This window comes from Flavitalea plasmicola (genome assembly GCF_030546645.1).
Classification (GTDB): Bacteria; Bacteroidota; Bacteroidia; order Chitinophagales; family Chitinophagaceae; genus Puia.
Genome location: NZ_JAUOTO010000006.1, coordinates 143790 through 170335 on the forward strand (window position 1 = coordinate 143790; position 26546 = coordinate 170335).

The window sequence follows — 26546 nt, forward strand, 5'->3', positions numbered from 1 at the left end:
CATGCCTCCACTTACCATAACACTCATACAGCCCGACCTCCGCTGGGAAGACAAGGCCGCCAACCTGGCGCGCTTCGGTGCGCAGATCGACGCCATAAGCGAAAAAACCCACCTGGTCATCCTGCCGGAGATGTTCAGCACCGGCTTCAGCATGCGGCCCGAAGCCCTGGCAGAGCCCATGAGCGGCCCCACCGTCGCCTGGATGAGTCAAACGGCCGCCCGCAAAAAGGTCATCCTCACAGGCAGCCTGATCATCGAAGAAAAAGGCCGGTACTACAATCGCCTTATCTGGATGCTCCCCAATGGCCAATACGGCATCTATGACAAAAGGCACCGTTTCGCCTATGCCGGCGAGCACGAACACTATACCGCCGGCCACAAACGCCTGATCGCCTCCGTCAATGGATGGAAGGTCAACCTCCTGGTCTGCTACGACCTCCGCTTTCCCGTCTGGTCCCGTCAGCAGCTGCAGGAACCCCTCGAACCATCCACGACAGGTCTGGCCTCGCTACCCCCCGGCGCTACCCCCGGCACCCTCGAACCCGAATACGACCTCCTCGTCTATGTCGCCAACTGGCCCGAACGGCGCAACCACGCCTGGAAGACCCTCCTCCAGGCCCGGGCCATCGAAAACCAGGCCTACGTCGTCGGCGTCAACAGGGTAGGGAAAGACGGGAATAATATTTACCACAGCGGCGATTCCATGGTCGTCGACCCCCTCGGAGAGGTATTATACCACGCACCGAAGGAAGAGTCGATCTTTACCTGTACTTTACAGCCGGAAAAATTGGAAGAGGTCCGCACCCGGTTTCCTTTTTGGCAAGATGCCGACCAGTTTACTATCGAACCCTAAACCACCGACCCATGTCCACCGCCCTCATCGCCCGCGAGATCTTCACAGGACACACCATCGAAACAGGTAAGGCCGTCCTCGTCAATGACGGCAAGATCATCGACATCGTACCCATCAATGACATCCCCCCCGGTTATAGAACAAAGGAGCTCCCCGGCTACATGCTCGCACCCGCCTTCATCGACCTCCAGATCTATGGAGGCAACGGCCGCCTCTTCTCCGCAGACCTCACCACGGACGCACTGGAAGCCGTCTACGAATACTGCCTGCAGGGGGGCTGCACGCAATTCCTCATCACCCTCGCCACCAACTCGATAGAAAAATTCCTGCAAAGCATGGAAGTGGCCCGCAACTACCAGGCCGGCGGCGGTAAAGGCCTGCTGGGCATCCACCTGGAAGGTCCGTACATCAATCCCGCTAAAAAAGGAGCCCACATCGAAAGATGTATCAAAACACCCACTGTCGCCGAGATCCGCCAGCTCCTGGAAAAAGGTAAAGGCATCTTTAAAATGATGACCCTGGCGCCGGAACAATGCGACCGGGAATGTATCGCACTGCTCCTGGAAAACAATATCGTCGTCTCCGCCGGCCACAGCAACGCCCGTTATGGAGAAGCCATCGACGGCTTCTACCAGGGGATCCCCGCCGCCACCCATCTTTTCAACGCCATGTCCCCGTTGCAGGGACGGGAGCCCGGCATGGTCGGCGCCATTTATGACAACCCCGATGTACGTTGCAGCATCGTCTGCGATGGCATTCACGTGGATTTCGCTTCCGTACGCATCAGCAAAAAGATCATGGGCGACCGCCTGTTTTTCATCACGGACGCCGTTGCCGAAGTGCAATATGGAGAATATGTGCACGTCTTCAAAGGCGATCGCTTCACCCTTCCCGACGGAACACTGTCCGGCTCCGCACTCACCATGCTGCAGGCAGTAAAGAATGGCGTGGAAAAAGTAGGCATCCCCCTGCCCGAAGCGCTCCGCATGGCCTCGCTCTATCCAGCCACCTTGATGGGATGGGAGAAAAAATGGGGTAGCATCCAGGCCGGCGCCCGGGCGGACCTCATCCTGCTCGACGATCAGCTCAATCTGCTGCAGGTGATCGTGGACGGAGACGCCTGATCCCGAGCCTGATCGATAACAGCATGCAAAGCCCACACTTCAGGCGCATAGCCATCTACAAACCAAACCGGATAGTGGCAAGCGCCCCTTTTCCTGGTCCGTCACTGGTGAGATCGATGACGCCTTCATGGCTTTCCGCAATGGTCCGGCAATGATACAGGCCCAGCCCCGAGCCGGAAGATTTTGTCGTAAATCCCCGCTGGAACAGCCGCGCGCTGGTGGCTTCATCAAATCCTCTGCCGCTGTCCCGGACCTGCAGGACCAGGAGGCCGTCCTGCTTGTGCATCCGCAGGGAGATGGTCTTTATGGCGGCATCGATATCCATGGCTTCGATGCTGTTCTTCAGCACGTTCAGGATCAGCTGCATCAGCCGGGTCCGGTCGCCTTTGATCACCGGGGGCTCTTCGGGAAGATCCAGGGAGATCGCGATGCTGCTTTTATCCACGGAAGCAAAAAGCATGGAGACGCAATCGTTGATGACGGTCCTGAAGTTCACAGGCTTCCGCTCGTGCGACTCCTGGCCGGAGATATACTGCCGCTGGATATTCAGGATCTCCTGGATCTGGGAAATGATATTCAGCTGCTCGGTAATGGAGTTACGCATTTCTTCCCGGTGATGCCGCTGCGTCTTGGCGATGCTTCCCAGCAATGTTATCACGGCGCCGGCCTTGGGTTCGCCGATGGCCGTCAGCAGCTCGTGCCGCTGCGCTTCAAAAAAGCCGGCCAGCTTTTCCAGCTTGTCGGGACTGTCCTCCTCCAGCAATCGCCGGATACGGGTCAGGTAAGACCCAAAGCCCACCACCGCGTTGCCAATGTCATGGAGCACATCCGAGGCGATCTCATATTTTCCCTGCGCCACCGCCTTATCCAGCAGTACCGCGATCTGCTGTTCCAGTTTCTTCTTCTGCGCTTTGACGATACCCATGCGGATCCGGTGGAAAGCAACGACGCTGCCGGTGACCAGTACGATTGCCAGGAGCCTGAACCACCAGGTCTGCCAGAAAGGAGGTGTGATCGTAAGCAGGATGCTCGTGGTGGCCGCCGACCATTTTCCATCATTGGTCAGCCCCCTGACCCTGAAGACATAAGCGCCCGGGTCCAGGTTAGTATAGGTGGCCATGCGCCTGGATCCTATATGATTCCATTTTTTATCGAACCCTTCCAGCATATAAGCATACTGCTTTTTTTCCGGGACCGTATAGTTCAGGGAGGCAAATTCGAAAGAGATGACAGCGCTTTTGTACGACAGCGTGATCTCTTTTGTATCGGTGATGGACTGCTGCAGGGGAGAGGCGCCTTTCAGGTCGGAAATGGGGACTTCCTTATTGAAGATCTGGAAGCCCGTCACCAGCAGGGGCGGGTCGAACGCGGCGGCTTTGATGCTGTCCGGGTAAAAAACGTTGAAACCGTTGACGCCTCCGAAATACAGGGCGCCGGTGGTGCTCTTAAAGCAGGAATGGGCTTTGAACTCATTGGACTGCAGCCCATCCGCCGCCGAGAAATTGGTGAAGGTCCGGGTCGCCGGGTCGAAACGCGAAAGGCCCCCGTTGGAGCTGATCCAGAATTTCCCGTTGTTATCTTCCAGGATGCCGAAGACAATATCGCTGGGCAGGCCATCCTTCGAGGCATACACCGTACAAAGGCCTGTCCCCGGGTCCAGCAGGTTCAACCCCACGGTGGTACAGATCCATATCCGGCCGTGGCTGTCCTCGTAGATATGATGGATGGAATTGCTGCTGAGACTGTGGCTGTTGTCCGAGTGCCGGTAGTGCGTGAAAGTGCCGGTTCGCTTGTCGAGCCTGTCCACTCCGCCATCGAAGGTGCCGATCCACAGGTATCCCTTGCTGTCCTGCAGGAGCGTGACCACCCGGTCGCTGCTGAGGGAATTGGCGCGGGTGCTGTCGTTCCGGAAACACCGGAATTGCTTTGTCTTCCGCTCGTACAGGTTCAGCCCGTCCCCGTAAGTGCCGATCCACATGTCCTTGTCCTTATCCACCACCATCGCCAGCACATTATTGCCGCTGATGGAGGAGGGGGCAGCGCCTTTCTTCAGGTGCCGGAACGTATGCTTTGACGGATCATACACCGTAGTGCCGTCCATACAGGTGCCCATCCATAAGTTATTATCCGGATCCTCCTGTACGCAAATGACATAATTCCCGCAGAGGCTGTTCGGGTCATTCTGCCGGTGCGTATAATGTTGAAAGGACCCTTTTTTCGGGTCGAACAGGTCTACTCCTCCGCCGTCCGTGGCGATCCAGACAAGGCCATTGCGACTCTCGTGGAAATGCAGGATACTGTTGTTGCCCAGCCCATCGGGGTCGGTGCTGTGCGCATACCGTGTAAACAGGTTCGCATGCTTATTGTACAAATTGATCCCCCCGCTATAAGTGCCCACCCACAGATTGTTCCGGCTATCCTTATAGAGCGAGTGGATGGAATTATTGCTGAGGCTGGTATGGTCGATATCATCCTGTACGTAATTGCTAAAAACTCCGGTAGGAAGATGCAGAATGCTCAGCCCGCCATTCTCCGTGCCGATCCAGAGATTTTCCCTGTCATCTTCCGCCAGGCTGAATACGATGTCGCGGGCAAGACTGTTGGGATTGTTCGGGTCATGCTTAAAATGCCGGAATGTATGATTCGAAAGATCCATCAGGTCCAATCCCCCGCCCCTGGTGCCAATCCACAGCCGGTGACGGCTGTCCTCGAAGATCCTCCAGACTGCATTCAGCGCGAGGGAAGCGGGGTCCTTGTCATTGTGCAGGAAGCGGGTAAAGGAATGGTCTCGGGGATTGAACAGGCAAAGCCCCCCCTGCGAGGAACCCACCCATATACGGTGACGGCTGTCCTCGAAGATATGGGTGATGTCATTGGCGCTGATGCTGCCCGGATCGTGACTGTTGTACACGTAGTGGGTAAATTTACCCGTCGCAGGATCCAACATATCCAGGCCCCCTCCATTCGTCCCGATCCATATGTTTCCCCGGCTGTCCTGCAGCAGGCTATTGATAAAATCACTGGAAAGGCCGCCACTTTGCCGTTGATCATGGCTATAACGGTCGAATTTAGTCTTCCTGCTGTCAAACCGGTCGATCCCTCCTCCCCAGGTGCCGATCCATAGCGCTCCATTTTTATCTTCTATGATGCTGGTGATAAAATTATTGCTGATGCTGGCCGCATCGTCCGCCTTATTCTTATAGACCGTAAACCCGTAGCTGTCGTACTTATTCAACCCGTCGCGGGTGCCAAACCACATGAACCCCCGGGTATCCTGCAGGATGCAGGTGACATTGCTCTGGGACAACCCTTGTTCTGTGCTCAGGTGGGTAAACCTTATCTGCTGCTTTTGGGAAAAGGCCGTTGTGCCTGTCAGAGAGAACAAAAGCCAGAACAGGCACCGGGAGACCTTCGTGCAAGGACGTCGCCAGGACATAAGATAATATTTTATTGCGGCAGAGTGATAGATCGTTGATCTAAACGCGGGTTGCCGGTTCCTATGCCCGGGTGCGGGAGATTCCTTGGAAAAATAATGGTTATCCTTAGTAATACATATCTATCCGGCTGTATTCGTCGCAAAACATGCAGCGCACGGTATCTCATTTCCCCGCCGCCAGCGATTGTATCCTGGAAAAAAGATATTGCTCCGTTCCGGGCTCGAAACCCGATTGCTGATAGACCACCTCTCCCTTATCCACGATAAGGGACAAAGGAGGGTTCGTATAATGAAACGCCCGCTGCAGATCACCATTGACATCCCCATATACCTCGAAGGCCCAGTCATTCTGAAAAGCCGTATTCCGCATGTGGCTGAGCAGGTTGCCCTGGTCCACACAGAGCGCCAGTACCGTAAAATGCACCGGATGCTTCATCCTGGCCCATTGCTGGCTGATAGCCGTCACTTCCCGGATGGAAACCTCCGAATTGACCGACCAGAAACACACGAGCACCAGGGACATGCCTCCCTTCACCGAAGCATAGCTCACCGTCTTTCCTTTCACATTCCTCAGCTGCACGGAATCCAAAGCGTCTTGCGCCCTTACGCCGGCGATAAAAGCCAGTGTGAGAAAAGAACAAAGCAGGAATATTTTGCTGACAGGGGGCATGTGCGACATTAAAAATACGAAATTCCGGGCACAGCCGGAGGCATCCGCCGGCCTGGGGGCTAAGGAAGACGATGGACTTTGCCGGAGAGGGGTATCACAACGGATAAGGTACATCCCTTCCCGGGGGAAGATACAATATCCGCCTTCCCGTTGTAGGATTCCACCCTGTTAAAGATATTGGTGATCCCGATGCCCTTCCGTTTTTGCTGTACGTCGAACCCGACCCCATTGTCGATGATCAGCAGGGTCACGCTCCGGAGCGCAGTGCTAAGCCGGATCATGATGCTGTTGGCCTTGGCATGTTTGTAGATATTGCTCAGCTGTTCCTGCACAATGCGGAAAAGGGTTTCCTTGACGGGCGGGGGAAGGAGCTCTTCCTGCATGGTGGTCGCATCCAGCTCAACCACCTGGTTATAATTGTAATTCTCGATCAAATGCCCCAGTTCGTCCCGAAGGTCTTTTTCCGAGAAACGCGGCATCACCATGTGATGAGAGAGGTTTCGGGCTTCCTGGATGGCTTTCACCAGGCTCTGGCGGCAGCTTTCAATGATGTCGAGGTTGTTTTCGGGCTCCTCCAGGTAATACCCCAGCTTCAAATTTACGGAAGCCAGGATCTGGTTGATATTGTCGTGTAATTCCCGTCCCAGCGTATTCCGTTCCATCTCCTGCGTTTGCAGGATCACCCGGGTGATCTCCTTTTGCTGCTCAAGCCGGCTTCTCAGCCGCTCTTCTTCCATCTTCCTTTTTTCCGCGATGAGTTTTTTCTGCTCCGTGATATCCACGAATACCCCTATCACCCGGACGGCTTTTCCCGTGTCATCCCGCAGCGTATACACCCGGTCAAGCACGGTGCCGTATTTGCCGTCCGGAAGCAATATCCGCAGCTCGTCCTCCCAGGAGATAGCGGATGCTTTCACCTGCCGAAGCCTGGATATGACCCTTTTCCTGTCATCCGGATGTATCCGGCCCGTCCATTCTTCCAGCGCAGGGACGGGCTGCGCCGGATCATAACCCAGCAGGGTAAAGAAATTCTCGCTCCACCATATCGTGTCCGTCACCAGGTCCCAATCCCATAAGGCATCTTTGGTCGCCCTTGAAATGGTCTGAAAACGTTCGTTCGATCTCCGGATGGATTCCATGGCCTCCTGCTTTTCCCTCTCCACCCGGTGTTGCCGGATCGCCGTTTCAATGGCGGCGGACAATCTTTGCAGCCTGTCCTTCAAAACATAGTCGTCCGCGCCCGCCTTGATAATGCCCGCGGCAAATTCTTCTGAGACGGTGCCCGTCACCAGGATAAAAGGAACATCGTCCGACCGTTGCCGTACGACCTGTAACGCGTCTCTCGCGTCGAACTGGGGCATGGAATTGTCCGCCAGGATAATATCCGGCTGGAAATGTTCCAGTTCCTGTAAGAACTTCTCTTTTGTCATTGCCAGGCAAAAGACGCCGGACGGGATGTCCTTTTGCAGCAATCGTTGAATGATCTCCGCATCGCCCGCATCGTCTTCCAGCATTAATATCTTTAATGTGTCGGCCATGGTGCTTGCTGTTGCAGCGGTGGTTGATTTAATAGCAGCCAATAGAATCCCAGGTTTTTTATCGCCTCCGCAAACCTTTCAAAATTCACCGGCTTCACGATATAGCTGTTCACCCCCAGGGCATAACATTGCTGTATATCCGGATCTTCCTTGGAGGAGGTCAGGATGACCACGGGCGTCGCCTTCGTACGGTCATCCTCCTTCATCCTCTTCAGCACTTCGATCCCATTCACCTTTGGCATCTGGATATCGAGCAGCACAACTTTCGGGGGATATGCGACGTCCCGCACGGCCTCGAATTTCCCCCGGGCAAACAGGAAGTCCAGCGCTTCCTCTCCATCCTTGACATGGACCAGGTTGTTGGCAAGACGGTTTTTCCTGAATTCACGGATAGCAAGCTCTGCGTCCGTCATGTTGTCCTCTACCAATAATACGTCTACAGAGTTCATATGATAGTATTTTTAATCAACAGGTAATGAAAAAGTGAAACAGGCGCCGTTGCCCGGCTCGCCCTCTGCCCATACGGCTCCCCCATGTTTGGAAACGATCTTTTCCACCAGCGCCAGGCCGATGCCGGTGCCCTCGAACTGGTCTGCGGTATGAAGGCGCTGGAAGACCCTGAATAGCTTGCCCTTGTATTTGTTGTCGAACCCCACGCCATTGTCCTTCACGAAAAAAGCGATCTGCCCTTCATGCTGGTAGCTCCCCACTTCGATCCGGGCCGGCTTCCTGCCCGCGCTGTATTTCAGCGCATTCGAAAGGAGATTGACCCACACCTGCCTGATGGCGCCCAGATCTCCGCGCACTTTGGGAAGAGGATGGAGCTCCCATTCTATGGAAGACGCATCCATCCCTGCCGTAAGCTCTTCCGTCACAGCCTGTACCATCGACGGCGTAGGGATCGTCGTCTTGATAATGTCCTGCCGGCTGGTGCGTGAAAAGGCAAGGAGATCATCGATCAGCCGCCCCATTTTCTGGGCATTATTGATGATCACCGTCGTGATCCGGTGGGCCTCTGCGTCCAGCTTGCTGCTGTATTCCTCTTCCAGGATGCTGGCAAAACCCGTGATGCCCCGCAAAGGGGCCCGGAGGTCATGAGAGACGGAATAGGCAAAAGCCTCCATTTCTTTCGTGGCCGTCTCCAGCTGCGCGGTACGAAGGGTGATCCGGTTTTCCAGCTCTTCGTTCAGCTTATGCAGCTCTTCCTCCGCCTTCTTCCTGTCGGTGATGTCCGCTCTTATGGCGACATACTGATAGGGTTTGCCATTTTCTTCCAGGAAAGGAATGATGGTGGTGTCCACCCAGTAGATGCTGCCGTCCTTGGCCTTGTTCCTCAGTTCGCCACGCCAGATCTTTCCGTTCGCGATCGTCACCCATAGATTACGGATATACTCCGCCGGATGGTAGACCGAATTGATGAGACGGTGGTCCTGCCCCAGCAGCTCTTCCGCACTGTATTTGGAGATCCTGCAGAAATTATCGTTCACATGTGTAATGATCCCCTTCTGATTCGTGATCGCCACGATGGAGGCTTCGTCCAGGGCTAATTTATAGTCCGATACTTCTTTGAGGGTCTTGCGCAGGTTCTCCTCGACGCCTTTCAGCTCCGTAATGTCCGTGGAGATCCCAAAGATCGCATAAGGCCTGCCGGATGCGTCGTTCATCGTACTTTTCACGGAAATGTACGTATGGATGCCATCATCCTGCGGAATGAGCTCTTCCTCTTTCAGGGTGCGGCCGGCGGCCATCACCCGCCGGTCCACCGCCATCACGGCATCCGCCGCTTCGGAAGGAAGAATGGAGCGATCGGTTTTGCCGAGGACTTCGCTGGCGTCGAGATGAAAGAGCTCCAGGAACCGGGAATTCACCATCAGGTATTGTCCCTGCAGGTCCTTGACATAAATGACTGCTTCAGAATTATCGACGATGGCCCGCAGCAGCTGCTGGCTTTCCCGGAATGCCTGTTCGGCCTGCTTCCGTTCCGTAATATCCGCCCGGATGGCGACATATTGATAGGGTTTGCCATTTTCATCCAGGAAAGGGACGATGGTCGTATCCACCCAATAGATGCCGCCGTCCCTGGCCTTGTTCCTCAGCTCGCCCCGCCAGATCTTTCCATGCGCGATCGTCGCCCACAAATGGCGGATATACTCCGCCGGATGATAGCCCGAATTGATGATACGGTGGTCCTGGCCGATCAGCTCTTCCGCACTGTATTTGGAGATCCTGCAGAAATTTTCGTTCACATGCGTGATGATCCCCTTCTGATTCGTGATCGCTACGATGGAAGATTCGTCCAGGGCATATTTATAGTCGGAGATCTCCTTGATGCTCTTATTCAGCGCAGCCGTTCGTTCCGCCACCCGCTGCTCCAGCGTCTCATTTAATTTATGGATCTCCTCCCTCGCCTTCTTCTGTTCGGAGATATCCCGGATAAAACCGATAAAATGCCGGCGGCCCTGCCTGACCGCCGGCGAAATACGCAGCGCCACATCCAGCTCGGCGCCGCTCTTATCGAGCGCTTGTATCTCGATGGTTTTTCCTGATACCGTACTTTTCCCGGTCTCCAGGCACCGGGCCAATCCTTTCTGATGAGCGTCGCGATACCGGTGCGGGATAATGACCTCGTTCAGGTTGCTGCCCGTCACCTCCCCGGCCGTCCAGCCGAAAATTGCTTCCGCCCGGGGATTCCATTTGCTGATCCTGCCAAGTTCGTCCATGACGATGATGGCATCCGGCGCGGCATCGAAGATCGTCTGCACCTGCGCCTCGTTTTCCCGGCTTTGCTCTTCCGCTAGTTTTCGTTGGGTTATCTCCGCTTCCAGCTCCTGCGGCGATCTCAGGGAAAAGGCCTGGGGCAGCAGCTTGACCACGGAGAAGACGGTGATCCAGCTGAGCACGCCCGTGATCAGGCGCACCAGGGCATTCAGACGATACATGGGTATCCAGAACGCTATGGCATCCAGGAAATGCGTGGAACCGCAGGCCAGGATAAATGCCGCAAAAAGGAAATATAATTTAAGGAATGGCAGACCCTGCTTTTTGGAGATATACCGGATGATCGCCAGGGGTATGCTGAAATAAGCTGCCCATATCAGGAGATCGCTGACGATATAAAGCCATCCGTGGAATTCGGTCCAGCGACCGCAATGCCATTTGGGTGGCCAATCAGTATCGTCAAACAGGCGGGTGAAAAAGTCTGCTATTTGTCGGAACATTGGTCTCGAAAACTTTAGATGAATGCATCTTTTTAGTACAGCCAAATACTAATTCAGAGTCTAAAAGTTTTCGCGACCGGTCGTAAAGGGGACTTTGTAGCGCTAGAAGTTAATACAAATACCTGATTTGATCAAATAATTATCCGTCAGGCCGCGGGAGCAGCCTACTTCTTGTTGACGTTTTGCAGCAGGATCAGCTCCCTGGCCTTGGCAGTCTTGAAATCCAGCCCTTTCAGAATGGCATCGCTGGTAGGAAGGGCCGCCACGTCCGGCAAAACCCCATGCCCATCCTTCTGCCGCCGTTTGTCTACCACCAGCCGGAACCTGGGCAGCCGGAACCGTACCCCCGTACCCGGCAGCGTCACATCCGGGATCATCCAGGCGGTATTGCCATAATAGCCGCCCCCCGTTTCCTCTCCCACGATGGTGACATTCTTTTGCCCTTTCAACGCACCCGCGAACAAGCAGGTGGCGGAGAAAGAATTGCCCCCGGTGAGAATGTATACCCTGCCGTCAAAATGATTTTTCCTCAGCGGGCTGAAATAATGCCGCTCGAAATATCCGAAATGATATTTCCCATCGCCGCGGCGGCGGCTGACCACATTCATCAGCACACGGTATAGAAAGCTGTTCTCAATGTATTTGTCATATTGGCTATGACGGTGCAATGCATATAGCGAGTCGGCTACCTTAAATTTCTTGTCGATCAGATACCGGGTCAGCAGCGTAGAATTGGTCGCATCTCCGCCGCCATTGATCCGGACGTCGATCACCAGGTTCTGTACATGCTTTTCCGACAGCGTTCGAAAGCTCCGGCGGAAAAATCGGCGCAGATGATTCCCGTGCTCGAATGTGTTCAGCGCCATGAAACCCGTGGTATTCGTGCTGTCCAGCTGCAGGTTGCGGGTAAGGAAGGCCTCCCGCTCTTTCCGTTCCCTGCGCTCCTTCCGCCTGGGCTCCCGCCCCAGACCGGGCCTTCGCACCCCTTCAGGCGCACGCAACGGCCTTGCCTTGCGGGAAGTGTCCGCCCGGGGATCATATTGCGTAATAAGCGCTTCCCGCAGCAGCTTCGCCGAATCCAGGTAGGTGATGGAATAAGTGGGCGTATCGCCGATCACCTGCTTATACCAATAGCCGAAATTAAGTCCCGTGCTCAGGTACTGGTACTTCCCCGTGAGATTATACCCGTCACTGACAAAATAGTTGAATAAGGTGTCCGTCAGCTGTGCCGTACTCCATCCATTGATGCTCTTGATGACCACTCCCCGCTTCAGCAGGGAATCCTTCCGGTTCAGGTTCGCGGAGACGACCATCGTGTCTTTCCAGCATTTCAGGATCAACGGGAATTGCGGCAGCTTCGCCGTGTCCATGAAATGGCCAAACGCCTTGGAGCTGCGGACAGACGTATGCCCGCAATCCACCTTGGCGATGACATAGCTCAGCAACGTCCTGAACTGTGGCTCGGTCATGGAATCCCTGATACACGCAAATCCCTTGTCGAAATAAAAGTTCATGCTGTCCCTGGAGGTATACCAGTATAGGCTGGGATGCATTTCCTCCAGGATATGGCGGAAGAGCTGGTAGTCGTCCCGTAGAACCGCCGGCGCATATTTTTTGTCCGGGTTAAACGCCTGCCGGGTCGTTCCGCAGGAAACGACGACTACGGATAAACATAATATAAGATGGTACAGACTTCTTTGCATAGTAAGGTCATTTGCCGGCAAACGCATTCCAACCCTGCGCGGTAATATCAAACGTATTACCCCCCTTGGTAATTATCTTAGCCCCCTTCTCCGGTTCCGTCATATAACCAATGACGCTGATCTGTTCGTTCAGCACCAGTTTGTCATAGTCCTGCTGCGGGACGGTGAACAGCAGCTCATAATCCTCTCCGCCGCTGAGGGCGCAGGCCGTCGGGTCCAGCTCGAATTTATAAGCGGCATTGCGCGTATCCTCCGCAATGGGGATCTTGTCTTCATACAACACACAGCCCAGCTCGCTTTGCCGGCATATGTGCAGGATCTCCGAGCTCAGCCCGTCACTGATATCCATCATGGAAGTCGGCATTATCTCCGCCTGCTGGAAGAACTCCACCTGGTCCTTTCTCGCTTCGGGCTTCAGCAGACGGCCGATCACATATTTCTCCCCTTCCAGGTCCGCCTTTATCTGCGGGCTTTCCAAAAAGATCTTTTTTTCTCTTTCCAGCAGGATAAGCCCGATATAGGCCCCCCCAAGATCGCCCGTACAGCAAAGCAGGTCGCCTTTCTTCGCCGTGCTGCGCTTCACGAACTGATCAGGGCTCACCTCGCCGATGGCCGTGACGGAGATGATGAAACCTTTTTGTGAGCTGGCCGTATCCCCGCCCACCAGGTCGACGCCATATTTGTCACAGGCCGCATACACGCCTTCATAGAACTCCTCCAGCGCTTCCAGGCTTATCCGGTTGCTGATGCCGATGCTCAACGTGATCTGCGTGGGCGTGGCATTCATCGCATAGATGTCGCTGAGGTTCACCACCACGGATTTATAACCCAGGTGCCGCAAGGGGGTATACATCAGATCGAAGTGGACGCCCTCGATCAGCAGATCGGTTGACACCACCGTCTGCTTGCCGAAGTGATCGATCACCGCGGCGTCGTCGCCCACACCCACGATGGTGCTGGCATGCTGTATCTCGATATTCCTGGTAAGATGCTCAATCAGCCCAAATTCACCCAAAGACGATATTTCAGTCCTGCTCTCGCTCATATTGCTTGTATTAACTCAGTTTATAGGAAGGATCATTCACCACTTTCAACAGCTCGTCATGGATCTTCCCGTTGCTGGCAAGTATATGCGGCTGGTAAGGCGAATACCGGCGCCCCGTAAAATCGGAGACCCGGCCCCCCGCCTCCTCCACGATCAGGAAGCCCGCCGCACTGTCCCATGCCGACAGCTTATGTTCATAAAACCCGTCAAACCTGCCGGCCGCCACCCAGCAAAGGTCCATGGCCGCCGAACCCAGCCGGCGCACCGGCACCCCGGCGCGTATCAGTCTTGAAAAGACCTCCAGCGGGCCATTCGCCTCATCCAGGTAAGAATAAGGGAAGCCCGTTACCAGGCAAGCCCTGCCAACAGACGTCTCGTCGCTGACATGTATCTTTTTATCATTGAGGGAAGCCCCATACCCTTTCTGCGCAAAAAAGAACTCGCGGATAAAAGGATTGTACACTGCCCCCAGGATCATTTCGCCATCCTGCTCCACTCCCACCGAAACACAGCACAACGGCAGGCCGTTGGCGAAATTCACCGTGCCGTCAATAGGGTCGATGATCCATTTGAACGAAGAGTCCATCGTAATAGCCCCGGCCTCTTCGCTAAGGATATAATGATCCGGATAATCCTGCCTGATAACCTCGAAAATAGCCTTTTCTGAAGCATGGTCCGCCTCCGTAACCAGGTTATTAACGCCTTCCTTGTTGGAAATAGTGAACTCACCCTGGAAATATTTCTGCATCACAGCCGCTCCTGCCTCAACAGCCTTAATTAATGTTGATTTTAGCATGCGCAAATATACAACCCGGTCCCCCAAATTCCCTTATGAACCTGAGACCCAAAGACTATCATTGAACATTTTTAACTTACTTCGTGCATCAACCCAATATGATACTGTCCGTCATCATAGTCAGCTACCAGGTAAAATACTTCCTCGAACAATGCCTTTTCTCCGTGGAAAAAGCCTTGCAGGGTATCCGGGACGAGGCAGAGATCATCGTCGTCGACAACCATTCCTCCGACGGGACCCTGGAATATCTCCGGCCCCGCTTCCCAAAGGTAACATTCATAGCCCTTCCGGATAACCAGGGTTTCTCCCGGGCCAACAACCAAGGGCTGCAGAAGGCAAAAGGTAGATACATCCTCTTCCTCAATCCCGATACCATCCTGCCCGAAGACGCCTGCAAGACCTGCTTGTCTTTCATGGCTTCCACCCCCGGCATCGGCGCCGCCGGCGTCCGAATGATCGACGGCAGCGGACAATTCTTGAAAGAATCCCGCCGGGGCTTTCCCACACCCTGGGTGGCCTTTTGCAAGCTCTCCGGCCTGACAGCCCTTTTCCCCCATTCCCGCCGTCTGGCCGGCTATTACATGGGACACCTGCCGGAAAGCAAGACGCATCCCGCTCCCATACTCTCCGGCGCCTGCATGTGGGTGGACAGGACCGCACTCGACAAAGCGGGGCCATTCGACGAACAGTTCTTTATGTACGCGGAAGACATCGACCTGAGCTATCGTATAGAAATGGCCGGGTTCACCAATTATTATATTGCAGAGACGACCATCCTCCATTTCAAAGGGGAAAGCACCCGCAAGGATGCCCGTTATGTAAAGCTTTTCTATCAGGCCATGGCCCGTTTCCGCCGCAAACACTTCAAAGGACCCCTTTCCCGCCTTTTCAACGGCCTGCTGGAGATCGCCGTCTGGCTGCGGGTGCGTTGCTCGCCCCGCACCGTCAAAACCCCGTCCGGGCATTATGACATGATCCTCACCGAAAACAAGGATCATTCATTTAAACAGATCATAGAAGAGCTGGAAGGACCCTACAGAGCGAAAAGAGTGCTGATCCACGCCGGCGCCAGCGGCTCCGCCGTCGGGAGCCCCTCGGCGGAAGAGAGGGGCATCGCCATTGCCATGCCCGTCACACATTGAGCTCCTTATATTCCAGCACATATTCCAGGCTTTTCCGGAACAATACAAATACCATCAGCAACACTGCCGCCCATACAAAGACAAACAGCTGCGTCCCGCCCCGGAGGATCTGCCGGGACAAGACCCCGCTCGCCAAAAGCCTGTTCAGCTCCCCGTTCACCAGCCAGCGATCTACCAATGGAGGCAGCAGGAAAAACGCAGGGAACATAATGGCTCTGCCTGCCCAGCCCGTCACCAGTATAAAAGCCCGGATAAGCGCCGGCGCACACAAGAGCACCACCACCAGCAACCCCGCCCCCGCAACGATATAGTGATTACTTCCGTCCGGCCGCTGGAACAGCTGACGAAAGGCCGCCGTCTCATCCCCTCCGCCCGCCAGCGCAGCCATGATCCGCGGAAAAGGAAGGGCGGCAAAGACCATGGTAAATCCAAGGGATTGCTTCTCCGGAGGATTGTCCGGCTGCATCAGGCCCCAGCCCACCCAGATAGCCAGGTAATTCACCAGCGGCCCCGCCAGCCAGGGAATGGCTTGCTGATAAGTATGCCCTACATTGCAGGCCGTGCAGGCAGACCAGCTGTCAAAGGCCCGGTTGCCCAGGCAGCCGCAGACCGCCGTGGAGGCCCAGAAATGCGCCCAGTCATGAATTTCGTGGATCAAAAATACAAGGCAGAAAAAACAGAGGAAAGATGCAGGGGAGAGTTTTACCTTCATGGAAATAAATGTAACAAAATTATCATCCAAAACCTTAATTTTGGCCGCAACGGACTGATAAACGAACTGTTACCTGTGATGAACCACAGGTTCACTGCCGAAGGCGAAATGTTACTCAATGGCGTTGATTGAAATTCAATTACCCAAATCGTTGGCAAGAGCATTACGGTTGCCCCAGAAATCTCCCCGGCGGCAGCAGTTGAAGGTATTGCGGAAACTGCTCAAAAAAGCCCGCTTCACGGAATTCGGCCAGCAATACAGATTCGATGAGATCCTCCTGAGCAAACATCCGGGCAAGAAATTCCAGGAGATGGTCCCCACCTTCGATTACAACAAGATCTACGACGCCTGGTGGCACAAGACCCTTGAAGGAAAGGCCGACATCTGCTGGCCCGGAAAGATCAAGTATTATGCGCTCTCCTCCGGCACATCCGAAGCCGGCAGTAAATTCATCCCCATCACCAATGACCTCCTGCGCGGCAACCGCATCGTCATGATCAAGCAGCTGCTGACGCTGCGTACCTATCACGACATTCCCGTGAAAAGCATCGGAAAAGGATGGTTGATGATCGGAGGCAGCACCAGCCTGCAAAAAGGCTCCGGCTATTACGCAGGGGATCTCAGTGGTATCACGGCCCGGAAAGTCCCCTTCTGGTTCCAGCCCTTCTATAAGCCCGGCAAAAAGATCGCCCGCACCACGGACTGGACCAAAAAGCTGGAAGAGGTCGTACGCCTCGCTCCCCAATGGGACATTGGCTTTGTCGTCGGCGTCCCCGGCTGGATCCAGCTCTGCATGGAAAAAGTGATCGAGCGGTATAATCTCAACAACATCCATGAGATCTGGCCCAACATGGCATTCTTCGTCCACGGCGGCGTCTCCTTCGAACCCTATAAGAAAGGTTTCGAAAAGCTGCTGGGCAAACCCATCACCTACATCGAGACCTACCTCGCTTCTGAAGGATTCATCGCTTACCAGGACCTGCAATATGCCAAAGGCATGCGCCTGGTGACCAACCAGCATATATTCCTGGAATTCGTTCCTTTCGACAGCAGGAATTTCGACCAGGACGGCAATCTGGTGGAGAACCCGGAAGCATTTATGATCCATGAGGTGGAAGAGGGAAAGGATTACGCCATCCTCCTGAGCACCAGCGCCGGCGCATGGCGCTACCTGATAGGCGATACCGTCCGTTTCGTGGACAAAGCCCGCAGTGAGATCATCATCACCGGACGGACCAAACACTACCTCAGCCTGGTAGGCGAACACCTCAGCGTCGATAACATGAACAAGGCCGTTCAGCTCACCAGCGAAGAGCTGAATATCTCGATCCCCGAGTTCACTGTGGCCGGCATACCCCATGGCCTCTTTTTTGCACACCAATGGTGGGTGGCCACCAACGATAAGGTCGACCCGGAAATGCTGCGCAAAAGGATCGATGCAAGGCTGCGGGAGCTCAATGACGACTACGCCGTCGAACGCGACAGCGCCCTCAAAGATGTTTACGTACAGGTGCTGTCCGAAGAAAAGTTCATGGAGTTCATGCGGCTGAAAGGAAAAATAGGCGGACAGCATAAATTCCCCCGGGTGCTGAAAGGCAAGATGCTGCAGGACTGGCAGAAATTCCTGGAAACAGGCGCCATCTGATGTATTCTCCCGACCTTTGCAAGCTATAAGGCATAAACGCAAACTATGACAGAAGCCGTATTGAAAGGGTTAGCATTGGGATTCGTACTTGCTTTATCGGTAGGACCGATCATTTTTACCATCATCAAGCAAAGCCTGAACAATGGCCACAAAGGCGGCTTCAGCTTCGTGGCCGGCGTCTGGATCAGCGACATCGTTCTCGTCGTGCTCAGCAACACCGTTAGCGCCCTGGTGAATCAGATGCTGGAACACAAAAGCGCCATCGCCATCGCCGGCAGCGCCTTCCTCGTTTCCATGGGGGTTTATTTTGCCTTTTTCAAAAAAGCGCACCTTCCCAAGGATGCGGAAGGCAAAGAAGTCCGCTTCCGTAAAAGAGACATGGCCCGCATCTTTGCCTCCGGCTTTATCATCAATACCCTCAACCCCGGCGTCATCCTCTTCTGGCTGGGCAATGCCACCGTACTATCCGTCGACCACACCCTGCAGGAACGCATCATTATTTTTTCCGTCTGCCTGCTGATCAATATGGCCGCCGACGTGGCGAAGGTCATGATGGCCGGCAAGCTCCGGGCGAAGATCACCCTCCGCGCCCTTACCATCGTCAATAAGATCTCCGGTTCGCTCCTCATCATCTTTGGGCTCGCGCTCGTACTTTTTTCAAAGAAGATCATGCACTAAGACAGACCACAGGTCTGTCGGCCAGGGAATGTATAACATTCCTTGCGCATTAACATCTGGATATGACGTTCTATTTGTAAGTTTGAACCAGATGCTGATCAAGGCCCTCATATTACTTTTTTGTCTCATCCCCTTTATGACCCAAGCACAGACAGACATCCTTGTGCTGAAAAAAAGAGGCGCGCACGTGCGCACCTATACGGTCGGCGACGAACTCAACATGGAGACCGTCTACAATCAGTGGCTCACAGGCACCATCACCCAATTGCGGCATGACAGCATTTATCTCAACGGCATGGCTTTTCATTATAAGGAGATCAAGGCCATCCGCCGGACACATTATAATTTTGGCAACACCGTGCTCCCTTACGGCATGATAGCCGCCGCGGGAGGCATCCTGGTCCTCAACGCCGTCAACGGCGCCTACCGCCACGATAAAGCAAAGGACTGGTATACCCATTCCAGCATCGTCACAGGCATAGCGCTCCTCGCCGGCGGCTTCCTCCTCACCCGGACAACCCGCTCGACTTACCATCTCGGACACAGGTTCAAGCTAGACTACCTCGAGCTCACATTTAAGAAAACACCGGCGTCCTCACCGACTCCCTCACCGCGTCCATTCTGACAGGCGCAATTTCCCAGAGGCCTATGAGGAAAATACGATCCGTTGTTTTCGCGGTAACTCCCTATGTCCTGAAGATGTATCTCCGTATATTGCAAGGGTAAATTAAACGGATGCCCATCAATACCAAAGGATTAGTGCCCCGCATATGGAGAGTGATCAAACGCATCTTTATTTTTTTGTTCTTTTTCCAGCTGTTCTACCTGCTATTACTGAAATGGGTCAATCCCCCCATCACGCTGACACAGCTGAGCAGCGTGTTCAAAGGCGAAGGGCTCCGGCGGGACTACGAGAGTATGAAGAATATTTCCCCCTATGCCAAGCTGGCCGTCATCTCCTCCGAGGACCAGCTGTTCCCCGATCATGACGGCTTTGATTTCAAGTCCATTGAAAAGGCGATGAAACATAATCAGAAAAGCAAGTCCCTCCACGGGGCCAGCACCATCAGCCAGCAGGTAGCGAAGAACGTATTTCTCTGGCAGGGGAGGAGCTGGATCAGGAAAGCCCTGGAAGTATATTTCACGTTTATGATCGAATGGATCTGGGGTAAGAAAAGGATCCTGGAAATGTATCTGAATATAAGCGAGATGGGAAAAGGCGTCTATGGCATCGAGGCCGCCGCGCATTATTATTTCAACAAGCCGGCCAAAAATCTCAACCGCATCGAGGCGGCTAAGATCGCCGCCTGTCTCCCCAATCCAAAGGAGTTTACGGTCAAGCCCCTGTCAGATCATGTGGCCCACCGCTATCCCTGGATCCTGACACAGATGAACCACCTGCAGGACGATGACGACATACAACGCCTGATGAACTAACACCCATCTTTTAATACAACCTGGGCTCATAGCCCGCAGCTCACCGCTCACAGCTCACCGCTTGCAGCTTGCGGCTTGTAGCTTGCAGCTCGCCCCTCCCCCAGCATTTCCTTCACTGCGTTGATCGCCGTCCGCAGCCTTTCCTCCGCGTGTCCGCCAATCTCCCTCCAGGGAGTGGATTGGTTCACCATGCAATCCTTATACATATGGAACAAGGTTTCCCTGGGCCCCTCGTTCGGGTACTCCCGCAGCTCGTCTGCCGTCCAGGGAAGATCCGTCCTGCAAAGCAGGTAGCCGTCATAATCGCGGGCAACGATCTGGTCGAGTATCCACGGATCGCAGCGACCGAATACGAACTCGCCCCAGACTTTCATCACATACATATCCGTGTCGATGAAAAGGATCGGGTCATGATGGCCCGCCAGGTCAGCCGCATACCGCTCCTCCAGCTCCAGCTGCCCCCGGGCAATGGTCTTCAGGTCCGCATATTGATACTGCTTTCCATGTGTAAGCAAGTACTCCCGCGCATACTCCCGCACCCACTCCGTGTTGAAATGCGCCGCCAATCCCTCGCACAAGGTGCTCTTGCCCGTAGACTCCGGTCCTATGATGACGATCTTCCTAAGCCGCATAGCTCCTTTGTTTGGATTTCTTACGCCATTCCATCAGCCCCGAGACGGCCATGATCAGCAAAATGACATAATAAACGCTGGTAAAAACGGCATGCTTTACGAAGTACAAAGGGATAGAGGCGACATTCGTGGCGATCCACCAATGCCAGCTCTCTACTTTCTTCTTTGCCATCAGCCACATGCCCGTATATGCCGTAGCCGAAGCGAATGCATCCGCCCAGGGAATAGCTTGCGGCGCAAAATCTTTTTTCAGGTAGGTCAGCGCGCTAAAGACGACGATGTAAAAGAAACCGAAAAAACCCACCTGCTGCAACCATTCCCGCGCGGTGGAAGCCGTGATATGCAGCAATGGCCGCTCCTGCCTGTCCTTGCGTGCCCACAGTATCCAACCATAGATGCTGACCACCGTATAGTAGAAATTGACGCTCGCCTCGCCCAATAATGCAAACTTAAAGCTGAGATAAATATAGATGATGGTATTCACCAACCCCGTAGGATACACCCATATGTTTTCCCGACGGCTGAACCAGACACTGAGAATGCCCGCCACCACGGCTATGAATTCCAGCCAGGAAGTATGTTGCAGGTCGGTAATAAATTGCTGGTAAAGCGCCGATATATTCATGCCGGTTATTCCGCTTCTGCCACTACTTCCTTTACTTCAGGGATCATGCGCTTCATCATGCCTTCGATACCGGCCTTCAGCGTGATCATGGAAGAAGGACAACCGGAACAGGAGCCTTGCAGCATGAGGTTGACAACGCCTTCCTGGTAGCTTTTGAATTGAATAGCGCCACCGTCCATTTCTACGGCAGGCTTTACATAATTTTCCAACAGCTCCTTGATGCGCTTGACGACATCGTCATCATCTGCATCGATGGTATTGCCTTCGGATTTCACCACGACTACTTCTTCCTCGTTGATGATAGGTTTGTTCTCCTCCAGGTATTCTTTCAGGAACTGCCTGATCGTGGGAATGACGTCGTTCCAGTCCGTATCGGGCGTCTTTGTGAGCGTTACAAAATTGCTGGCGATGAAAACACTTTTTATGAAGGGGAAACCAAATACCTCGATAGCCAGCGGAGACGGCCTGGCGGCTTCCACATCCGGGAAATCAATGCTCTTTCCGGGGTACAACAGTTTGTTGGCCACGAATTTCATCGTTTCCGGATTGGGAGTCATTTCAGTATATATGCTGATAACAGGATTTCCAGTTTTGATCATAGCACGCCTTATTGTTGTGCCGCGGGTATGTGTTTACCAAAATTAACCCATCCCCGCCGCACGTCTGATGATGGGCCTTTGGCCAGCGACCCTGTGGGCCGCTTTGGTACAAAGTTAACAATTCCCAGCCAAAATCCACGACCTCCTTTCATTAGCTGCAAGCTGCAAGCCACAAGTGAGGTCCTAATAAATCCTGTCTGGCTTGCAGCTTGCAGCTTGTCGCTTGTAGCTTCTCACGCCGGTGGCTTGCAGCTTCTTGGAAAAACGATAATTCAGCACATGCGCCCCGATGACGAGCCCAACGGCAAATGGAAGGAGCTGCAGCTCGTAAGCATGCCATATCTGCTTGGCAACCAGCAACAACAAGCCCGCGGTGAACAACAGCCAGGGGCCGGGATGCCGGTGATGATACCGAAAACCATGCAATAACGCCAGGCTCCCCACCACAAAGGCCACGCCGATCATTCCATATTCAAAGAGTGTATTATGTATGATGTTGACCCCCAGCACCGGAAGACTTGCCAGCACCAGAGGGAGGATGGCACAGTGAATAGCGCACAAAAGAGAAGCGCTGATGCCCAGGATATCCCAATTAATTTTACGTATCATAGTCAGGAGAATGCAAATATACCCCAAACGCAACAATGTTGCAAATAATATTGTCCCCGGTAAGTCTTAATTTTGCACTAATCATGAATAAGAAAAAACTGGCATTTTTTATAGGCTTCTTCGTCCTGCTGTTCTTAGGCTTCTATTTCGCATTGGCCCGGTACATCCCCGGTTATGCAGATACAAAGCTCCCTGTACTCAGCTATGTACATGCTTTTTCTTTTGCCAACCAGGACGGGAGGCGCATCACGGAAAAAGACGTGGCAGGAAAGGTATATGTAGCGGAATATTTTTTCACCACCTGCAAAGGCATCTGTCCGAGAATGAATGCCAACATGAAAAAGATTGCCGAGGAATTCGACGGTGAACCCGATTTTCGCATCCTCTCCCACACCGTGGACCCGGAGGTCGATACGGTGGGACGCATGAAACACTATGCAGACTCTTTGGGCGCCAACCCGGCAAAATGGTGGTTCCTCACGGGACGCAAGGACAGCCTGTATCACCTTGCCCGCAACAGCTATTTGCTGGACGACCCGAAGAACAACACCACCAGCATTGACGAACAATTCATCCACACCCAGTTCCTCGCATTGGTAGACAAGGCCGGTCGCATACGAAAGATCTACGATAGTCTTAAAAAAGACGAGCTGGCTGAAATGGAAAAAGATATCAGGACATTGCTGAAAGAGTCTGCTTCTTCTTCACCTCGTTTCGCCAATGGATTATTCAATAATAATCCGGGATAAAAGATATCGCCATGGAAAATAAAATTGAAGACATACTCAAACGCAATCAGCTCAGCATAACCAGCGGCCGCAAAAAGATCCTCGAGCTGTTCCTGCAACAGGAAGGTGCACTCGCACACAGCGATATAGAAAAACGCGCAGGCGAAAAATTCGATCGCGTCACGATCTATCGTACGCTGCAGGCCTTCCTGGAAAAAGGCCTTATCCACAGTATCCCAACTGCGGATAATTCTATACGTTATGCGTTATGTAAGGACAATTGTACCGGCGGTCATCACCACGACGATCACGTACACTTCGTTTGCAGTGCGTGTGGCAACACCGTTTGTCTCGAAGGAGTAGCAGTTCCCCCTATTCAACTTCCCAAAGGGTTTACGTCCGAGCAGGTGGAGATGTTGGTCAGCGGCGTCTGTAAAAGTTGTAATTCCTGAGCCGCCAGGCCGCGCCCCTGGCGGGTTCTGGCAATCAAAAATATAACGGGCTTTCCGGCAGACAGAAGGTTTACGAACAATGAATGATGTTTCGACAATGTTTTTTCAGGCCTCCAATGCGATGAGTATATATAAAAGCGAAAGCCCCGATGTAGAAACACCGGGACTTTTGGTTAAGGCTCTGATTAGTAGCTTCTTTATGTAAAAGGTGATACGAATCACCCTACTTATCTCATCGTCTATTGCAAATATAGCCGGAAAAAAGCATACGAACAAGAGGTATAAGTACTACTTTCCGGGTATTTTTGAATTTTTTTTAGGAACAATTTTGTTCCAATTCTGTACTAACAAATTCCATTAATTGTTTAATATGCTCTTTTGAAAAGGTGAACCTGAGCCGCGCTGCATCGTATAATTCCGGTAACGTACGGGTCCCTCCCAGGCTGAGCGCAGCCATATAATTGTTTAACGCTTTCTCTTTGTTCTCTTTATATTGTTTCCACAATCCGATGGCGCCTAACTGCGCAATGCCATATTCAATATAGTAGAACGGTACTTCAAAAAGGTGCAGCTGTCTTTGCCATGAAGTGGGCCTGTATTGCTCTAGACCTTGCCAGTCAATCACTTGAGTGGAAAACTCCTGCAGGATCTCCAGCCATTTTTCCTTTCTCTCCTCCAGTGAGTGCGCTGGGTTTTCGTATACCCAATGCTGGAACTTATCGATGGTGGCAATCCAGGGGAAGATAGTAATAACACGCTCCAGTTGATGACGACGCGCTCTTGCTAAATCGTTTTTAGTAAAGAACAGATCCCAATGATCCATGCTAAACAGTTCCATGGACATGCTTGCTACTTCCGCAATCTCCATAGGGTACTCCTTAAAGGCACTCAGCTCCAGCGGATGTGCCAGGAAAGAGTGGATCGCATGGCCCCCCTCATGGACCATCGTCGTCAGGTCGCCCATCTGCCCCGCCGCATTCATAAAAATGAAAGGGGCGCCGGTTTCGGCTAACGGACAGTTATAACCGCCAGGAGCCTTTCCTTTCCTGCTTTCCAGGTCAAATCTTCCCATGGACCTCATCGTGCGCAGACAATCGCCAAAAAAAGGATTTAGCCGGTCAAAGCACTCGATCGTCTTGGTCACCAGCTCCCCCCCGTCCTTGAAAGGCCGCAAGGGTTCTGTCCCCGCAGGTTCCGCCTCCGTATCCCAGGGACGCAGCGTATCGACGCCCAGTTTCTTTTTCTTCTCCTCGTGGATGCGGCTCACCAACGGCAACACATGCGCTTTGACGGCTTCATGGAACTCGAAACAATCTTCCTTCGTATAATCGAAACGCCCCAGGTCCTCGAACTTATAGTCGCGATAATTGGCAAAACCAGCATTCAAAGCCACCTGGTGACGCCGCTTGATCAATTCGGAATACAAATTGTCAAGTGCGTCCTTATCCTGTAGCCTGCGTTCCTGGATTTTTCTGTACGCATCTTCCCGCACATTACGCTGCGGGTTTTCAAGGAATTTTGCCGCTTGTTGCAATGTGTATTCCTTGCCGTCCAACGTCACCGTCATTTTGCCGGCGATCATTCCGTATTGTTGCGCAAGCACACTCAGCTCGGCCTGTATAGGAATATTTTCCTCCCGGAAAAGTTCGATCCTTTTCTTTACGCTACGGATATAAGTGAAGAATTGGTGTTGATCAAGGTCGGCCGTATACGGACATTCCACCAGCTTGCGGTTAAGCCGGTCAGCATAAGGCTGTATGTTCGGCTGGATCTCCATTACAAAATACCTGAATGCCTCTTCCAGCTCCTTATTCTCCGTATCACAGGTCATGCGGATCTGCCTCCAGCTGGCATCCTCGCTTACCACCGCCTCCAGCTCGCTCATATCCCGCAGCCATTTTTCCAGCGCCTGCCTGGAATCCAGCACCCGCTGCTCGAGATCCTGGAAATAAGGCTCCAGCCCATTCCAGTCCGTCAAAACGAAATCACCTGGTAGAAAATGCCGTTCCGGCTTCGCTAATTCAGCTGTATACCTCATATTTAGCTTCAAGCGGCAAGCTACAAGCTGCAAGCCTGCCTTTTTTAGCTTCAAGCCGCAAGCTACAAGCCGCAAGCCTGAAGTTTATATTAAAAGATCTTATGTACCTATTTAAGCCAACTTGTAGCTTGAAGCTTGTTGCTTGCAGCTACAAAAACGGTTATTTCTTCTTCGCCGCCGCCTTCTTGGGGGCTTCAGCTGCTTTCTTCTTGGACGTTTCTGCCGGCGCTTTCTCGGCCGCTTTCTTCTTGGGAGCCGCTTTTTTTGCCTTCGGCTCTTCCTCCTCCTCTTCTTCTTCCTTCTTCACTGCCGCTTTCTTTTCTTTAACAGCAGGCTTTTCCTCGGCCGCCGCCGCCTTCTCTTTCTTCGGCTTCGCCGGCGCCTTCTCGCCAACGGCTTCTTCCGGCTCCGCAGCTTCCTCTTCTTCCGCAGGCTCGGACAGCTTGATCTCGACGTTATTCGCTTTCAGCACGCTGAACCATTTCACCATCTTCTTCAGGTCACTGGTGTATACGCGACTGAAATCCATGTCGGGATATACTTTCGTGAAATAAGCCTTCAGGGCGGTATTGTCCTTGTCGTCCGGTAGCTTTTCACCGCTGCCTTCCATCGCCTTCAACACATCCACTAAATTGACATTCTCCCGCACCGTATAGATCTCGATACTTTCCAAATGCGAAAAATTGTGAATACGGCTGGAAACAAAACGAGTGCTCTTGTCATCCAGCGAACGTACGATCGCACCATCGGACTTACTGCTTAACAATTCGTATAATCCGGGCAAACCGGTAACAGCGATAACTTTGTTATATTCCATGCTGATAATTTTATGGGACATGCAAGTTAATACTATACGGCCAGTTTGG

General features: G+C 53.2%; 24 protein-coding genes. 9 read left to right on the forward strand and 15 right to left on the reverse strand.

Annotation, left to right across the window (positions count from 1 at the left end; all coding sequences use genetic code 11):
• The first annotated feature begins 1 nt into the window (after position 1).
• Both Q4E93_RS22325 and nagA read left to right on the forward strand, forming a co-directional pair.
• Positions 2 to 853 (forward strand): nitrilase family protein, encoded by an 852-nt coding sequence (locus Q4E93_RS22325; RefSeq protein ID WP_303589069.1) that lies wholly within the window; start codon positions 2 to 4, stop codon positions 851 to 853.
• A gap of 11 nt (positions 854 to 864) precedes the next feature.
• The gene (gene nagA / locus Q4E93_RS22330; protein WP_303589071.1) at positions 865 to 1977 is read left to right on the forward strand and encodes an N-acetylglucosamine-6-phosphate deacetylase; all 1113 of its coding nucleotides are present in this window, start codon (positions 865 to 867) and stop codon (positions 1975 to 1977) included.
• A 55-nt stretch (positions 1978 to 2032) separates the two neighbouring features.
• Here the strand turns inward: nagA and Q4E93_RS22335 are convergent, their stop codons facing one another.
• From Q4E93_RS22335 to Q4E93_RS22370, 8 genes are all read right to left on the reverse strand, one after another.
• Entirely contained in the window at positions 2033 to 5413 is a 3381-nt protein-coding gene (locus Q4E93_RS22335) for a sensor histidine kinase (RefSeq protein ID WP_303589073.1), read from the reverse strand.
• Positions 5414 to 5576: 163 nt separating this feature from the next.
• Positions 5577 to 6083, reverse strand: a complete 507-nt coding sequence (locus Q4E93_RS22340) for a redoxin domain-containing protein (RefSeq protein WP_303589075.1) — start codon at positions 6081 to 6083, stop codon at positions 5577 to 5579.
• Positions 6084 to 6142: 59 nt separating this feature from the next.
• Entirely contained in the window at positions 6143 to 7621 is a 1479-nt protein-coding gene (locus Q4E93_RS22345) for a hybrid sensor histidine kinase/response regulator (RefSeq protein ID WP_303589078.1), read from the reverse strand.
• A complete protein-coding gene (locus tag Q4E93_RS22350) occupies positions 7606 to 8070 on the reverse strand; it encodes a response regulator (RefSeq protein WP_303589080.1) in 465 nt (154 codons plus the stop codon). Before Q4E93_RS22350 ends, Q4E93_RS22345 begins: the two co-directional genes overlap by 16 nt.
• A 12-nt stretch (positions 8071 to 8082) precedes the next feature.
• The gene (locus tag Q4E93_RS22355) at positions 8083 to 10839 is read right to left on the reverse strand and encodes a PAS domain S-box protein (RefSeq protein WP_303589082.1); all 2757 of its coding nucleotides are present in this window, start codon (positions 10837 to 10839) and stop codon (positions 8083 to 8085) included.
• A gap of 164 nt (positions 10840 to 11003) precedes the next feature.
• Entirely contained in the window at positions 11004 to 12542 is a 1539-nt protein-coding gene (locus Q4E93_RS22360) for a S41 family peptidase (protein ID WP_303589083.1), read from the reverse strand.
• 7 nt (positions 12543 to 12549) lie between these two features.
• On the reverse strand, positions 12550 to 13587 hold the full coding sequence (gene thiL, locus Q4E93_RS22365; protein WP_303589085.1) for a thiamine-phosphate kinase: 1038 nt from the start codon (positions 13585 to 13587) through the stop codon (positions 12550 to 12552).
• Positions 13588 to 13597: 10 nt separating this feature from the next.
• On the reverse strand, positions 13598 to 14383 hold the full coding sequence (locus Q4E93_RS22370; RefSeq protein ID WP_303589086.1) for an inositol monophosphatase family protein: 786 nt from the start codon (positions 14381 to 14383) through the stop codon (positions 13598 to 13600).
• A gap of 83 nt (positions 14384 to 14466) precedes the next feature.
• Here Q4E93_RS22370 and Q4E93_RS22375 point away from each other — a divergent pair, with 83 nt between their 5' ends.
• A complete protein-coding gene (locus Q4E93_RS22375; RefSeq protein ID WP_303589087.1) occupies positions 14467 to 15525 on the forward strand; it encodes a glycosyltransferase family 2 protein in 1059 nt (352 codons plus the stop codon).
• Here the strand turns inward: Q4E93_RS22375 and Q4E93_RS22380 are convergent.
• Positions 15515 to 16237 (reverse strand): hypothetical protein, encoded by a 723-nt coding sequence (locus tag Q4E93_RS22380; protein ID WP_303589089.1) that lies wholly within the window; start codon positions 16235 to 16237, stop codon positions 15515 to 15517. The genes Q4E93_RS22375 and Q4E93_RS22380 overlap by 11 nt on opposite strands.
• Before the next feature lie 118 nt (positions 16238 to 16355).
• On the opposite strand from Q4E93_RS22380, the gene Q4E93_RS22385 reads away from it, so the two are divergent.
• From Q4E93_RS22385 to mtgA, 4 genes are all read left to right on the forward strand, one after another.
• A complete protein-coding gene (locus tag Q4E93_RS22385; RefSeq protein ID WP_303589091.1) occupies positions 16356 to 17882 on the forward strand; it encodes a GH3 family acyl-acid amido synthetase in 1527 nt (508 codons plus the stop codon).
• 45 nt (positions 17883 to 17927) lie between these two features.
• Entirely contained in the window at positions 17928 to 18560 is a 633-nt protein-coding gene (locus tag Q4E93_RS22390) for a LysE family translocator (RefSeq protein ID WP_303589093.1), read from the forward strand.
• Positions 18561 to 18696: 136 nt separating this feature from the next.
• Entirely contained in the window at positions 18697 to 19185 is a 489-nt protein-coding gene (locus Q4E93_RS22395) for a hypothetical protein (RefSeq protein ID WP_303589095.1), read from the forward strand.
• Between the two features lie 110 nt (positions 19186 to 19295).
• The gene (gene mtgA / locus Q4E93_RS22400; protein ID WP_303589097.1) at positions 19296 to 19997 is read left to right on the forward strand and encodes a monofunctional biosynthetic peptidoglycan transglycosylase; all 702 of its coding nucleotides are present in this window, start codon (positions 19296 to 19298) and stop codon (positions 19995 to 19997) included.
• 47 nt (positions 19998 to 20044) lie between these two features.
• Here mtgA and Q4E93_RS22405 read toward each other — a convergent pair whose 3' ends face one another.
• From Q4E93_RS22405 to Q4E93_RS22420, 4 genes are all read right to left on the reverse strand, one after another.
• Positions 20045 to 20629: an AAA family ATPase gene (locus Q4E93_RS22405; RefSeq protein ID WP_303589099.1), complete on the reverse strand. Its 585-nt coding sequence runs from the start codon at positions 20627 to 20629 to the stop codon at positions 20045 to 20047.
• Positions 20619 to 21254 (reverse strand): nicotinamide riboside transporter PnuC, encoded by a 636-nt coding sequence (gene pnuC / locus Q4E93_RS22410; protein ID WP_303589101.1) that lies wholly within the window; start codon positions 21252 to 21254, stop codon positions 20619 to 20621. The genes Q4E93_RS22405 and pnuC overlap by 11 nt, the downstream gene beginning before the upstream one ends.
• 5 nt (positions 21255 to 21259) lie before the next feature.
• A complete protein-coding gene (locus Q4E93_RS22415) occupies positions 21260 to 21853 on the reverse strand; it encodes a NifU family protein (RefSeq protein WP_303589103.1) in 594 nt (197 codons plus the stop codon).
• A gap of 183 nt (positions 21854 to 22036) precedes the next feature.
• Positions 22037 to 22462, reverse strand: a complete 426-nt coding sequence (locus Q4E93_RS22420) for a MerC domain-containing protein (RefSeq protein ID WP_303589105.1) — start codon at positions 22460 to 22462, stop codon at positions 22037 to 22039.
• Positions 22463 to 22545: 83 nt separating this feature from the next.
• Between Q4E93_RS22420 and Q4E93_RS22425 the strand changes: the two genes are divergently transcribed.
• A complete protein-coding gene (locus Q4E93_RS22425; protein WP_303589107.1) occupies positions 22546 to 23211 on the forward strand; it encodes an SCO family protein in 666 nt (221 codons plus the stop codon).
• 11 nt (positions 23212 to 23222) lie between these two features.
• Positions 23223 to 23642, forward strand: a complete 420-nt coding sequence (locus Q4E93_RS22430; protein ID WP_303589109.1) for a Fur family transcriptional regulator — start codon at positions 23223 to 23225, stop codon at positions 23640 to 23642.
• 316 nt (positions 23643 to 23958) lie between these two features.
• Here the strand turns inward: Q4E93_RS22430 and Q4E93_RS22435 are convergent, their stop codons facing one another.
• A complete protein-coding gene (locus tag Q4E93_RS22435; RefSeq protein ID WP_303589111.1) occupies positions 23959 to 25680 on the reverse strand; it encodes a M3 family oligoendopeptidase in 1722 nt (573 codons plus the stop codon).
• Positions 25681 to 25840: 160 nt separating this feature from the next.
• Positions 25841 to 26497 (reverse strand): DUF5606 family protein, encoded by a 657-nt coding sequence (locus Q4E93_RS22440; protein WP_303589113.1) that lies wholly within the window; start codon positions 26495 to 26497, stop codon positions 25841 to 25843.
• Positions 26498 to 26546: the final 49 nt, after the last annotated feature.